The organism is Arthrobacter sp. zg-Y179, from assembly GCF_020907345.1.
GTDB classification, from domain to species: Bacteria; Actinomycetota; Actinomycetes; order Actinomycetales; family Micrococcaceae; genus Arthrobacter_B; species Arthrobacter_B jinronghuae.
The window spans coordinates 653,563-666,712 of record NZ_JAJJOB010000005.1; the positions used below are offsets into that span (position 1 = coordinate 653,563).

12 protein-coding genes are annotated in these 13,150 nt (G+C 65.6%); 6 read left to right on the forward strand and 6 right to left on the reverse strand.

Annotated features, from left to right (window positions below; genetic code table 11):
- The first annotated feature begins 62 nt into the window (after positions 1–62).
- From LOC56_RS06300 to LOC56_RS06310, 3 genes are all read left to right on the forward strand, one after another.
- The gene (locus LOC56_RS06300) at positions 63–695 is read left to right on the forward strand and encodes an alpha/beta hydrolase (protein WP_229951422.1); all 633 of its coding nucleotides are present in this window, start codon (positions 63–65) and stop codon (positions 693–695) included.
- A 192-nt stretch (positions 696–887) separates the two neighbouring features.
- Complete coding sequence (locus tag LOC56_RS06305) at positions 888–1,157, forward strand: GlsB/YeaQ/YmgE family stress response membrane protein (protein WP_229951423.1); 270 nt, start codon at positions 888–890, stop codon at positions 1,155–1,157.
- Between the two features lie 158 nt (positions 1,158–1,315).
- The gene (locus LOC56_RS06310) at positions 1,316–2,068 is read left to right on the forward strand and encodes a hypothetical protein (protein ID WP_442860073.1); all 753 of its coding nucleotides are present in this window, start codon (positions 1,316–1,318) and stop codon (positions 2,066–2,068) included.
- A 95-nt stretch (positions 2,069–2,163) separates the two neighbouring features.
- On the opposite strand, the gene LOC56_RS06315 is transcribed toward LOC56_RS06310, so the two are convergent.
- Positions 2,164–3,369 (reverse strand): DUF445 domain-containing protein, encoded by a 1,206-nt coding sequence (locus LOC56_RS06315; protein WP_229951533.1) that lies wholly within the window; start codon positions 3,367–3,369, stop codon positions 2,164–2,166.
- 235 nt (positions 3,370–3,604) lie between these two features.
- Between LOC56_RS06315 and LOC56_RS06320 the strand changes: the two genes are divergently transcribed.
- From LOC56_RS06320 to LOC56_RS06330, 3 genes are read left to right on the forward strand one after another with little or no spacing between them, the layout of a single operon-like run.
- On the forward strand, positions 3,605–5,464 hold the full coding sequence (locus LOC56_RS06320; RefSeq protein ID WP_331460916.1) for a glycoside hydrolase family 15 protein: 1,860 nt from the start codon (positions 3,605–3,607) through the stop codon (positions 5,462–5,464).
- Complete coding sequence (locus LOC56_RS06325; protein WP_229951425.1) at positions 5,461–5,856, forward strand: DoxX family protein; 396 nt, start codon at positions 5,461–5,463, stop codon at positions 5,854–5,856. The genes LOC56_RS06320 and LOC56_RS06325 overlap by 4 nt, the downstream gene beginning before the upstream one ends.
- A gap of 3 nt (positions 5,857–5,859) precedes the next feature.
- Positions 5,860–6,378, forward strand: a complete 519-nt coding sequence (locus LOC56_RS06330) for a metallophosphoesterase family protein (protein WP_229951426.1) — start codon at positions 5,860–5,862, stop codon at positions 6,376–6,378.
- A gap of 7 nt (positions 6,379–6,385) precedes the next feature.
- On the opposite strand, the gene LOC56_RS06335 is transcribed toward LOC56_RS06330, so the two are convergent.
- The 5 genes from LOC56_RS06335 to pta form a co-directional block, all read right to left on the reverse strand.
- Positions 6,386–7,732: an MFS transporter gene (locus LOC56_RS06335; RefSeq protein ID WP_229951427.1), complete on the reverse strand. Its 1,347-nt coding sequence runs from the start codon at positions 7,730–7,732 to the stop codon at positions 6,386–6,388.
- 238 nt (positions 7,733–7,970) lie between these two features.
- Complete coding sequence (locus tag LOC56_RS06340; RefSeq protein WP_229951428.1) at positions 7,971–9,158, reverse strand: zinc-dependent alcohol dehydrogenase; 1,188 nt, start codon at positions 9,156–9,158, stop codon at positions 7,971–7,973.
- Positions 9,159–9,298: 140 nt separating this feature from the next.
- On the reverse strand, positions 9,299–9,772 hold the full coding sequence (locus tag LOC56_RS06345) for a hypothetical protein (protein WP_229951429.1): 474 nt from the start codon (positions 9,770–9,772) through the stop codon (positions 9,299–9,301).
- 119 nt (positions 9,773–9,891) lie between these two features.
- Positions 9,892–11,037 carry an acetate/propionate family kinase gene (locus tag LOC56_RS06350; RefSeq protein ID WP_229951430.1) on the reverse strand — a complete coding sequence of 382 codons (1,146 nt, stop codon included), beginning with the start codon at positions 11,035–11,037 and terminating at the stop codon, positions 9,892–9,894.
- Complete coding sequence (gene pta, locus LOC56_RS06355) at positions 11,038–13,110, reverse strand: phosphate acetyltransferase (protein ID WP_229951431.1); 2,073 nt, start codon at positions 13,108–13,110, stop codon at positions 11,038–11,040.
- Positions 13,111–13,150: the final 40 nt, after the last annotated feature.

The window sequence follows — 13,150 nt, forward strand, 5'->3', positions numbered from 1 at the left end:
ATGGCCGCCGGGCGAGGCCGCGCCGACGGCCTCTAAACGGGGCGCGGCGCTACGCTGAACCGATGGAAAACGTAACGTGGTCCGAACCGGCGGAGCGGCGCCGGGGGCGCGAACTGGTGGTCTTTCTGCACGGATACGGATCCGGCGAGCAGGCAATGGAGCGGCTCTTCATTGCCCTGCCGGCTTCTGCTGTCGGAGCCGCCGTGCGGGGGCCATTGGACGTGGGCGGAGCCAGCGGATGGTTTCTGCTGGATCCGCTCCTGAACTCGGACACCACCGAGGTCCTGGAATCCTCCCTCTCGCTGCTGGCCTGGCTGGACCGGACCCGGACGGAATACGGGTTCACCGGAATCTCGCTGGTGGGATTCTCCCAGGGCATGGCCATGGCCGGAACGCTCCTGCGGCTGAGGCCGCAGGATTTCCGCGCCGTCGTCGGCCTTTCCGGTTTCATTGCCCGCAACGAACTCCTCGCCGCCGCGGAACCGCTGCCCGTGAGGGTGCCGTTCTTTTGGGGGCGGGACCGGCAGGACTGGGTCATCAATGCAGATGCCGTGGATTACACCGCGCAGTGGCTTGACGAGAATGTGGCGCTGACGGCACGGACCTATACGGGAATGGGGCATTCCATAGGTACGCGTGAAATCACTGATGTAGCGGTTTTCCTCCGCCGATACCTTGCCGCCGACACGCCGTAGGGAACGCCGACACGCCGTCGGGAACAATGGGATGGAAATGGGCCCACACCCGCGGTACCTAACACACACCCAGCTGGATGGGAATTCCCTCCGGACTGTGACGTAAGGTTGCTGATCAAGTAGTCTGGAGGAAAGCGTGGCTCACAAGGTCATGCTTCAAATCACTGTCACTCACATAGCAAGGAGAATCTCATGGGTTTCATTGCGTTCCTTATTCTTGGCCTCATCGCAGGTGCAATTGCAAAGATGATCCTCCCGGGTCGTCAGGGCGGCGGCTGGATCGCCACTCTGGTCCTGGGTGTCATCGGTGCCCTGCTGGGCGGCTGGCTCGGCGGCCTTCTGTTCAACGTTCCGCTCGACACCTTCTGGTCCATCCAGACCTGGCTCGTTGCAATCGTCGGCGCCCTCATCGTTCTGGTGATCTACGGCTTCGTTACCCGCAAGAGCGGCAACCGCGCCTAATTAGCGCGTAAGCGCCGCTGACGCGGCGTTGATTTAGAGGGCGGGGCCCCGGCGGAATATTCCGCCGGACCCCGCCCTTTGCTTTAGGTAAAACCCGTTGGTGTTGGAGTAATACCGTAGGTGTGTAGCCGGTACCGGATTTCCCCGAGGAGAGTTCTGTGAAGCGACGTAAGTTCAATCCCGCAGCCAAACTGGCCGGACGAGCCACAATGGGTGCGGACGGCAAGCCCAAGCCGCAGGTCGTAAAGGCCATCGAGCGTGCCGTGGAAGTGCAGCGGCCCCTGGTGCTGGCGAACATCCGCAGGATGCAGCGCAAGAACCCGTCCGCCAACGCCGCCGAGCTGATCAGCATCCTGGACCGGCACTACCTCAACGCGGTGACCGGCGGCGGCGCAGCCATCGGTGCCACCGCCGTGGTTCCGGGCGTGGGAACCGTCGCGGCACTTGGCCTGTCAGCAGCAGCGACGGTTGGTTTCCTCGAGGCCACAGCCCTGTACGCACAGTCCGTGGCTGAACTGCACGGAGTCCGGCTGGCCGATCCGGAGAAGTCCCGGACCATGGTCATGGCCATCATGCTGGGCGAGGAAGGTACCTCCATGATGCAGTCCCTTTCCGGCCGCGGAACCGCGCAGGCCTGGGGCAGCAGCATGGGCAGCATGCCCTCCGGCCTGATGGGCACGGTGGGCGGCAGCATCCGCAAGCAGTTCCTCAAGCGGGTCATGGCTAAGCAGGGCACAGCCCTGCTCGGACGTGCCCTGCCGCTGGGTGTGGGTGCCGTCGTCGGCGGCGTGGGCAACCGTGCCATGGGCAAGGGCGTTATCAAGGCGACCCGGGCCGCCTTCGGTGAACCGCCGACGTCGATCCCCGGACAGCTGGCAGGCGAACTGGACCAGCTGGAGAAGTCCGCCTAGGGGCAGCTTCCCCGGAACTGCAAAAAGGCCCGCCGGCATTTGCCGGCGGGCCTTTCCTGGGTAAAGCGTGCCTTCATACCCGAAGACGGGGTGGTTCAGCCGAACACAGCCGTGGCGATGGTGAAGATTGCCAGCCCGGCCAGCGAACCGACCACTGTGCCGTTGATCCGGATGAACTGCAGGTCCTTGCCGACCTGCAGCTCGATCTTCTCCGAGGTTTCCTGCGCATCCCAGTTCTCCACCGTCTCGGTAATGACGGCGGCAATGTCGTTGCTGTACGTGCGGACCAGGTATCCCGCAGCGTCTGCCACGTAGCCGTTCACCTTGGCCGCGAGCTCCGGCTCGTTGATCAGCCGCGTGCCGAAGTCCTGCAGCGCGGACTTGAAGTTCCGGGTGAGTTCACTGTCCGGGTCATCCGCGGCCGTCATCAGCGCGTTCTTGATGGTGGTCCAGGTGGAGGTCATCAACTCGCGCACCCGCGGGTCGTCCAGCACCTGCTCCTTCACGGCATCGGCCTTGGCCATGGTCTTGGGATCCTCCTGCAGGTCCCGGGCCACTCCGGTGAGGTAGTTGTCCAATGCCACGCGCAGCTGGTGGTTGGGGTTTTCCTGCACGTCGATCAGGAACCGTTCGGCCTGGATCTGCACGCGCTCGCCGACCAGGTCATCCACGAAGGCGGGAACCCACGACGGCGAACGCTCGGTTACCAGCCGGCCGATCACTTCGGGGTTGGCCAGCACCCAGTCAGCCAGGCTGTCCACAATCAGGTTTACCAGCTGGTGGTGGTGGCCCTCCTCAAAGATCCGCTGGGCCATTTTGCCGGCTGGCGGCCCCCACTGCGGATCCACCACATGGCGGCGGAACATGGATTCCAGGACGTCGCGGACCGCGTCGTCATCGAGTACCCGCAGCGCCCCGCGGATGGCTGCGGCACCTTCGGTGGCAACGCGTTCGGCGCCCTCGGGCCGGGCCAGCCAAGCGCCCGCCTTCGCAGCGACGTGCATGGAATCGAGCTTGGCCCGGATGATGTCCTCGGCCAGGAAGTTCTGTTCCACGAACTGGCCCAGCGACGCCCCGATCTGGTCCTTCTTCTCGGGGATGATGGCCGTGTGCGGGATCTTCACACCCATTGGATGCTTGAACAGGGCCGTGACCGCGAACCAGTCGGCAAGGGCGCCCACCATGCCGCCCTCCGCGGCTGCGCGGACGTATTCCAGCCACGGGTACCTGTCCTGCAGTGCGAAGGAAAAGAGGAAGATGACGGCCAGGAGGATCAGCAGGCCGGTGGCGAGCATCTTCATGCGCCGCAGGGCATAGGCGCGCTGCTCATCGGTGGGCTGGGCAACCACGCTCACGCGTGCACCTCCTTCACGGAGAAGGACATCTTCGAGGTTGACGCGTGTTTCAATACCGCTCCCTAATCCAGTGCCGGTCCTGCTTGCCGATCCGCCGTAAGGAACCTCTGCGCGGGACCACCCCAATCTAATCAGTGATTGCCGCAGCTGCGCTACGAACCGAGGCATCTGCTTAGGCGCCGTGTGGTTGAGTAGTGCCATGGCATCCCCCATAGAGGATTATGCGCTGGTTTCGGACCTGCATACCGGAGCCCTTATCTCGCGGACCGGCAGCATGGACTGGCTCTGCCTGCCGCGGTTCGATTCGCCGTCGGTGTTCGGTGCGCTGCTCGGGAGCAGCGACCACGGCCGGTGGCTTCTGGCCCCGGAAGATACTGCTGCGACCGTAACGCACCGCGGGTACGTTGAGTCCACCTTCGTGCTGCGGACCCACTGGCAGACGCCCACCGGTGCGGTTCGGGTCACGGATTTCATGCCGGTTAAGGACCGGCGGGCGTCCCTTGTCCGGCGGATCGAGGGCCTGAGCGGCAGTGTTCAGATGCGGCAGGAACTGGAAATCCGCTTTGATTACGGCACGGTCATTCCCTGGGTTTTCCGGGGGCGGGACGACGGCGGCGAACACCTTTCCGCCATAGCAGGACCCGGTGCCCTTGTCCTGCGCGGACCGAGCCTGCCGGACGCGGACAATCACCGCCACGTAGGACGCTTCACCGTCCGGGCCGGGGAATGCGTGGACCTGGACCTCACCTGGTATCCCTCGCACCGGCCGGTGCCGCCCCGCATGGATGTGGACGCCGCCCTGATCAGGACCACCGCCTACTGGCAGGACTGGGACGGACGCTTCCTGCGGGACGTCCCCTACGAGAAGGCGGTGCGGCGTTCCCTGCTGGTCCTGCGTGCCCTGACCCATGAGGATACCGGCGGGATTGTCGCGGCTCCCACCACCTCACTGCCCGAGGCGGCAGGAGGGGACCGGAACTGGGACTACCGGTACTGCTGGCTGCGGGACGCCGCCCTCACGCTTGAGGCCATGATGACCCACGGGTACGAGGACGAGGCCCTGCAATGGCGCAGCTGGCTCCTGCGCGCCGTTGCCGGAGATCCGGAGGACCTGCAGATCATGTACGCCGTGGACGGGAGCAGGGAACTGCCTGAGCGGATCCTCCCGCAGTTTCCCGGCTATGGCGGAGCTGCACCTGTGCGCATCGGGAACGGGGCGGTGGGGCAGTACCAGGCGGACGTCGTTGGCGAAGTGATGGTGGCACTGGACCGGCTGCGGGACAGGGGCGTGCCGGAGGATCACTTTTCCTGGCCCCTGCAGCGGGCGCTGCTGACCTTCCTGGAAAGGCACCTGGAAGAACCGGACCGCGGCATCTGGGAGATGCGCGGGACGCCCCGGTACTTCACCCACTCACGGGTGATGATGTGGGCTGCCTTCGACCGGGCCGCCAAGGCCGCAAGGACCTACGGGCTCGACGGTCCGGTGGAGGTCTGGGAGGGCCTGCGGGACGGGCTGCGCGACGAGGTAATGGAACGAGGCTGGGACCCCGCCTTGAACTCGTTCACCCAGTTCTACGGCAGCGGCACCGTAGATGCTTCCCTGCTCCAGCTGCCGCATGTGGGTTTCGTTGCGTACGACGACGAAAAAATGCTGGGTACGGTTGGCCGGCTGGAGGTGGAGCTGCTCAACGGCTCCGGACTCCTGCTGCGCTACGCCACCGACAGCGGGGTGGACGGACTGGCAGCGGGGGAGAACCCCTTCCTGGCGTGCAGCTTCTGGCTGGTGGAGCAGTACGCCCACACGGGCCGGCTGCCCCAGGCCCGGCGGCTGATGGACCAGTTGGTGGGGTACGCCAACGAGCTTGGTCTGCTCAGTGAGGAATATGATGCAGAAAACAACACCATGGCCGGGAACTTCCCGCAGGCGTTTTCCCACCTGGCCCTGGTCCGCGCAGCCGATGCGATCGCCGTCGCCGTCGCCGCAGTGCCGCCCGCACCATCCCGGCAGGCGGCCGTCCCCACAACCGAAGGAACCCGATGAACCGACAGACGCTCTCAGCAGCGGCCATGGCGGCCCTGCTGACCACCAGCGCCGTCAACCACTTCCGCAACCCGCGCTTCTACAACGCGGTGGTTCCGCGCAGCATCAGCACCGATACCGAGGGGAAGTTCGGTGTGCTGACCCGGCGGCAGTGGACCCACGCCAGCGGAGTCCTTGAGTTTGCGGCCGCGGCCGGACTGCTGCTGCCAGGCACGCGGCGGCTGGCGGCAACGGGGACGGCGGCCATGTACGTTGCCTTCATCGCGGGGCATATCTCTGCCCTGCAGCGCGCCTTCGGCCCCCGCGGCGGGAACAAGGAGAAGTTAATCCACAGCCTGCGCCTGCCGCTTCAGCTGCCGTTGATCCTCTGGGCCTGGAACCTGCGGAAATAGCGGATGTCCACGAAGCTCCTCCTGCTTTCGGATACGCATCTGCCCAAGCGGGCGAAGGTGCTTCCCGAGGTCCTCTGGGCGGACATTGAAGCCGCCGACATTGTGGTGCACGCCGGTGACTGGGTGAACGAGGAGCTGCTCGACCAGCTCGAGTCCCGCTCGCGGCGCCTGATCGCCTGTTACGGCAACAACGACGGCGCCGGGCTGCGTAAGCGGCTGCCGCTGGTGGCCCGGGCGGTGGTCGAGGAGGTGCGGCTCGCCGTCGTGCATGAGACCGGGCCCTCCCTGAAGCGCGAAGCACGCATGGATGTTCAGTTCCCCGACACGGACCTGCTGGTCTTCGGGCACAGCCACATCCCGTGGGACTCGGTGACGCCGGCCGGCATGCGCCTGCTGAACCCCGGGTCTCCCACGGACCGTCGGCGGCAGCCGTTCTGCACCTACCTGCGGCTGGAAATTGACGGGAAAACAGTAACGCCCGATCTCCAGCGGCTTCCACCACGGGAGATCGGGCGTTACTAGGGGCAGGTCAGGCCGGGACGGTGTCCTTGCGGAGGGCCGCCGGTTCGGCCGCCTTGCTCCGGCTGGTGCGCAGGCAGGCGATCGCTCCGCCGCCCACAAGCATCGGAACGATGAAGAGGAAGTAAAGGTTGCCGGGTTCCCAGCCGCCGTCGATCAGGGAACCGGCCACGATCGGCGAGATGATGGCACCCACCCGGCCCATGCCGGTGATGAACCCGACTGCAGTGGCCCGTACATCCGAGGAGTAGTAGACGGGACCGATGGAGAACATGCCGGCGATGCCTGCGTTCACCAGGAAGCCCAGAAGGGCCGCTGCCAGCAGGGCCGTGGGCAATGCGCCCGTGGAGACTGCGTACACGCCGAAGCCGCCTGCAGCGAGGACAAAGAACGTGACCAGGACCCACTTGACGGCGAAGCGGGCGGCGATCAGTCCGAAGACAATGGAACCGATGATCGCGCCGAGGCTGAAGAGCACGCCGGCGTCGATGCCGTCCTGCGCCGTGAAGCCGCTGGAAGCGACCAGCTTGGGCGTCCAGGAGTTCGCGAAGTAGAAGCTGGCCATCAGCATCATGAACGCGATGGACAGGAAGACGGTGGTTGCCGCGTATTTACTTGAGAACAGGGACTTCCAGCGTGCGCCGATAGTCAGCGCCGTGCCCTTGGGGATGAGGGGCAGTTCGGTGATCTGCGGCTGGTCCAGGCGGGCCAGGATCCGGTTGGTCTTGTCCAGTGCGCCGTCCGGGCGCCGGGTCATGAGGTAGTCCAGGGATTCGGGCAGCAGCTTCAGGATGAACGGAATCATGGCCAGCGTGATGATGCCGCCGAAAATGAACGCCGCGTGCCAGCTGTAGGCCGCGATGAGGATGCCCGCAATGATGCCGCCCAGCATGCCGCCGATAGGCTGCCCGGCGCTGTAGAAGCTGATCGCGGTGGAGCGCCGTTTGGCCGAGGAGTACTCGGAGACGAAGACGTTGAGGCTCGCCTGCATGGTGCCGATGGCCAGTCCGGTGATGAAGCGCAGGACAAAGAGGACTTCATAGCTCGGAGCGAACGCGGAGGCGAACATGCCCGCGGAAATCACCAGGGCACAGATCAGGATGGTCTTCTGCCGGCCGATGATGTCAGCCACCTGGGCCACCAGGATGGATCCCACGGCCATGCCGAAGAGAGCCGAGGAGAGCAGCATGCCCAGCTGGGCACCGCTGAGGTCCCAGTGCTCGCTGATCGAATTGGCACTGAAAGCCATGACCAGGACGTCAAAGCCGTCGATCATGTTCAGGGCGACGCAGATTGCGACAATGCCGACCTGCATGCGCTTCATGGGAGCCGCTTCGATGCGTTCCTTGAGTTCCATGGGGCTTACCTAACTTGCTCTTGAGGTGGGGGTGCCCGGCCTATGCCGTACGCATGCCGAACGTGTGTTCGTTTATGAACCTCAATGAGTGTAGGGCCACAGGGCCTTGTGGTGCGAATTACATTTGCGCGCCTTCCCTGCTGGCAACCCGGGCGAGCCGCCCGGGCGCTTAACCGCTAAAAGCCAGGACCCGCCGCAAGGTGCGGGTCCTGGCTTTTTAGGGCAGATCCGGTATCGGTTAGTTCTGGATGCCGGGCTGGAAAACGACCTTGATGCAGCCGTCTTCCTTCTCCTGGAACTTCCGGTACAGCTCCGGTGCGTCATCGAGGCCGGCCTGGTGGGTCACCAGGTTGGTTACGCCCAGCGGATCAGCCGGATCCTCGACCAGCGGGATCAGGTCATCAACCCAGCGCTTGACGTTGCACTGGCCCATCCGCAGGTTCAGCTGCTTGTCGAACATGTTCATCAGCGGCATCGGGCTGGCCGTGCCGCCGTACACGCCGCTCAGGGATACCGTTCCGCCGCGGCGGACAGCGTCGAGTGCGCCGTGCAGGGCGGATAGCCGGTCGGTGCCGGCGGTTTCCATGGCCTTCTGCGCCAGCTTGTCCGGGAGGAGGCCAACCACAGTCTGGGCAGCCTTGCCGACCGGGGAGCCGTGTGCTTCCATGCCGACGGCGTCCACTACGGAATCCGGGCCGCGGCCGTCGGTCATTTCACGCAGCTCGTCGGCTACGTCCTTGTGCAGGTCCAGCACCTCGACGCCGTACTGTGCAGCGAGCTTCCGGCGCTCCTCTTCGGGCTCCACGGCGATGACTCGGTAGCCGAGGTGGGTGCCGATGCGGGCAGCAAACTGGCCAACCGGTCCCAGGCCGTAGACGGCCAGGGTGCCGCCGTCGGGCACGTTGGCGTACTGCACGCCCTGCCAAGCGGTGGGCAGGATGTCGGAGAGGAACAGGTAGCGGTGGTCCGGCAGTTCCGAACCGACCTTGATGGGGCCGTAGTCAGCGTGCGGCACGCGCAGGTATTCAGCCTGGCCGCCCGGAACGGAACCGTAGAGCTCCGAGAAGCCGAACAGCTGGGCGCCCATTCCCTTTTCGCGGACCTGGGTGACTTCACACTGGGTCTGGAGGCCCTGGCGGCACATGAAGCAGCTGCCGCAGGCAATCTGGAAGGGAATGACCACGCGGTCGCCCTTCTTCAGATTGGTGACTGCCGAGCCGACCTCTTCCACGATGCCCATGGACTCGTGGCCGAGGATGTCACCCGGCTTCATGTACGGCATCAGCACACCGTACAGGTGGAGGTCCGAACCACAGACCGCTGTGGAAGTGACGCGGATGATGGCATCGGTTGGTTCCTGGATCACCGGATCCGGAACCACCTCTACGCTGACGGACTCTTTACCCTGCCATGTAACTGCTTTCACGTGCGATCCTCCTGCTGGTTGCATTCTGAAGTGCGTTGAAAGAACTAACTCCCATTGTGTCAATTCATAAGCGTACTGACAAAACAGGTGTTTTCTCGAGCAGAATGCCTTCGGCGGGGAGGAAGGGGCGAGCGGGCAGGCTAGGAGCGCCGGGCCGGCAGGCTACGCCACCGCGGAGCGGTTCCGGCGGGTACCGCGGTGTCCCCGGGGGTGGTTTCGCGGGGTCCGGCAAGGACCCGGGTATCCCGGCGCAGGACCATTTCCAGTGCAGCCTCGTTATCCAGTGCTTCCCGGCTCCCCGGGGGAAGGCTGCCGGCGGTCGGATGGCCGGGCAGGGCATCCGGTGGAAGCTGGATGTGCACGCGCAGCTGCAGGTGGGCGGGAGCTGAGCGCTCGACGTCGCCCGCGACCCCGGCGAGCACCTCCAAGGCAGCGGCTTCGATCCGGGCGGTGCGCGTCAGGTTCACGCAGATGTCGGCGCCGAGGGTGGCGGTGTGCCGGAGGATGTTCAGCAGGTTCCCGCAGCTGGCGCCCGTGAGCGCTCCGCGGACTTCAATCGAGGCGGCTGCATTCCGCGTATCTATCCGGACCAGAACACGAAGCGGCTTTTCCATGTCTTCTCCACGCCGACAGGTATTCCCGGCCGCTGCTTAACCGGGTCTGCCACCGTACCAACGCGGATGTCCTGCTGTCTGCCGTTCTTGCCTTTTTGGCGGATTTCGGTTGCAAACGCTCAGAACGTAGCAGCGGATTCCGTGTGGTGTTCGACGACGGCGGCGGTCGCCTCCGCAATGGCTTCCTCTTCGTCGGTGGGCACCACGAGGACGGAAATGGCGGAGTCGGGCGTGCTGATCCGCCGGGCCTGCTTGCCGGTTGCCAGGTTGGCTTCGGTATCGAGCCGGATGCCGAGGGGGCCCAGCTGGTCCACCACCAGCTGGCGGAACTTCCAGCCGTTTTCGCCGATCCCCGCAGTGAAAACCACCGCCTGCGCGCCGCCGACGGCCACGTGGTAGCCGCCGATGTACTTGGCCAGCCGGTAGGCGGCCACGGTCAGGGCCAGCCGGGCCTGCTCATTGCCGCTGTCGGCCGCTTCCTCGATGCCGCGCATGTCCGACTCGCCGGCCAGGGCCCGCAGCCCGGACTCCCGGTTGAGCAGGTTGTCCAGGGTATCGGCGTCGTACCCCTGCCGGGCCAGGAAAATGAGGATCGACGGGTCAACGTCTCCGCTGCGGGTGCCCATCACCAGGCCCTCCAGGGGTGTGAATCCCATGGACGTATCGATGCTCCTGCCGCCCTTGATCGCCGCCACCGAGGCTCCGTTGCCCAGATGGGCGATCACGCCGTCGAACTCTGAAGGCGCAATGCCCAGGAACCGTGCAGCGGCCGGTGCGACGTAGGCGTAGCTGGTGCCGTGGAAGCCGTAGCGACGGATGCCGTGACGCCGGTACAGGCTGTCGGGCAGTGCGTAGCGCCAGGCGTGTTCGGGCAGGGTGCGGTGGAAAGCGGTGTCGAAGACGGCCACCTGCGGGATCTTCGGCCACTTGTCATGGACGGCGCGGATGCCCATGGCGCTCGCGGGGTTGTGCAGCGGGGCGAGCGGGCTGAGTCGTTCAATCGAGCGGACAATTTCGTTGTTGACCAGTACGGGTTCGCTGAAGCGTTCCCCGCCGTGCACCACCCGATGCCCCACGGCGTCGATTGTGCGTCCGTCCAGCTCGTCGCGGAGCCGGGCGCTGAGTTCCTCCAGCGCGGACGCATGGTCCGGGACCACGTCGCCGATCCGGTCGATGATCCCCTTGGCCAGCAGCTCCTGGGTGTCGGTCTCCCGAACCTGGTACTTCAGCGAAGAGGAACCGGAATTGATGACAAGAACCAGCATTTAATCCTCCTGTGCCTGCACCGCGGTGATGGCTACGGTGTTCACGATGTCCTCAACGGTGCAGCCGCGGCTGAGGTCGTTGACTGGTTTGCGCAGGCCCTGCAGGATCGGGCCCACGGCCACGGCTCCGGCGGACTGCTGTACGGCCTTGTAGGTGTTATTTCCGGTATTCAGGTCGGGGAAGATGAACACCGTGGCCTGTCCCGCCACCGAGGAACCCGGTGCCTTGGAAGCGGCTACGGAGGCATCGACCGCGGCGTCGTACTGGATGGGTCCTTCCACCGGGAGGTCCGGGCGGGCGCGGCGGACCAGCTCGGTGGCCTGCCGTACGCGTTCCACCGAGCCGCCCGTTCCGGAGGATCCGGTGGAGTAGGAGAGCATGGCGACCCGCGGCGTGACTCCGAACTGTTCGGCGGTTCCGGCGGAGGCGAGGGCGATGTCCGCCAGCTGCTCGGCGTCCGGGTCCGGGTTCACCGCGCAGTCTCCGTAAACAAGGACGCGGTCTTCCAGCAGCATCAGGAACACCGAGGAGACGATCTTGACGCCGTCCCGGGTCCGGATGAACTCCAGTGCGGGCCGGATGGTGTTGGCTGTGGTGTGGGCCGCGCCGGAGACCATGCCGTCCATCCTGCCCAGCTGCACCATCATGGTGCCGAAATATGCACCGTGGAGCATACGTTCGTTGGCGTCTTCCAGGGATACGCCTTTGTGCTTACGGAGCGTGGCGTATTCGCGGGCAAATTCTTCCCGCAGGGCACTGGTTGCCGGGTTGATGAGGTTGATGTTGGACAGGTCAACGCCTTGGCTTGCTGCCAGCTCGCGGATCTGGCCCTCCGGCCCCAGTACCGTCAGGGCACAGACGTCGCGCCGGCTGAGGATCTCCGCCGCCTGCAACACCCGCAGGTCCAACCCTTCCGGCAGCACGATCCGCTGCCGGCTGGCACGGGCCCGCACGATCAGCTCGTTGAGGAACCGCAGGGGGGTGGTGGTGGCAGGGCGGGGGAGGGCCAGGCGTTCCAGCATCTCTGCCTCATCCACATGACGAGACCAGGTGCCCAGCGCAGCCGCCACCTTCCGCCGGTTGCCGCTGGAAATCTCGCCGCGGACCCGGCTGACCCGGCGCGCGGTGATGTAGGTGTCCGTTTCGACTTCGAAGACGGGAAAGGGTGCCGAGGCCAGCAGCCCCAGGATGGCCGGTTCCACGTCGATGCCGCCGGTGAGGATCATGCCGCTGGCGACGGGAAAGTCGGAGGAGAAGGAGGACGCCAGGGTGGCGACCATCACGTCCGCGCGGTCGGCGGGGACGATCACCAGGGTCCCGTCCGAGAGCTGGGGGATGAAGTTCGCCACCGTCATGGCGGCCACCTTGACCGCGGAAACGTCGCGTTCGAGGTTGGCGCTGCCGGCCACCTGGCGGGCCTGCAGCGCCGTCTGCACTTCGGCGATCGACGGCTGGGAGATTTCACTCTGTTCGGGAATGACGTAGACCGGCCGGCCGCTCTGTCCGGGCCGGATGGCGGCGGTGACGGCCTCGACGTCGGAGGGTGCTGCCCGGTTGACCATCACGGCCAGCAGGTCGCACTTCGCGTCGGCCAACTGGCGGCGGGCCACGTCGACGGCGTCGGCTGTCTCCGCCGCGGTGGTTTCCTGGGCGTTGACGACGGCGAGCACAACAGTGCCCAGGTCATTGGCCAGCCGGGCGTTGAGGTCGAACTCCAGGGCGACGTCGTGCCCGGAGAGATCAGTGCCTTCGACAATGACGACGTCGCAGTTCGCGGCAATTTCGCTGTAGACGGCCAGGCAGCGGGCATCGACCTCGCCCCGCTCTCCGGCAACCAGCAGCGCACGCAGCTGTGCCCGGGTCAGGCCGCCGCGGCAGGTGGCCGGCCCAAGGTTGAAGCGGCTCTGCATCAGCTCCACCATGGGATCCTGCGCCGGGTTGTCGCCCTCGACGATCGGCCGGAAGAAGCCCACCCGGTCTGCATGCCGGCCGAGCATGTCCGCCAGCCCCAAACTGATCAGGGATTTGCCGGATCCGGGCGTCATGGCGCTTACATAGATTCCGCGGGCCATAGCTGCTCGTCCGTTCGTTGCCGGGATGAAACAGGGGTTC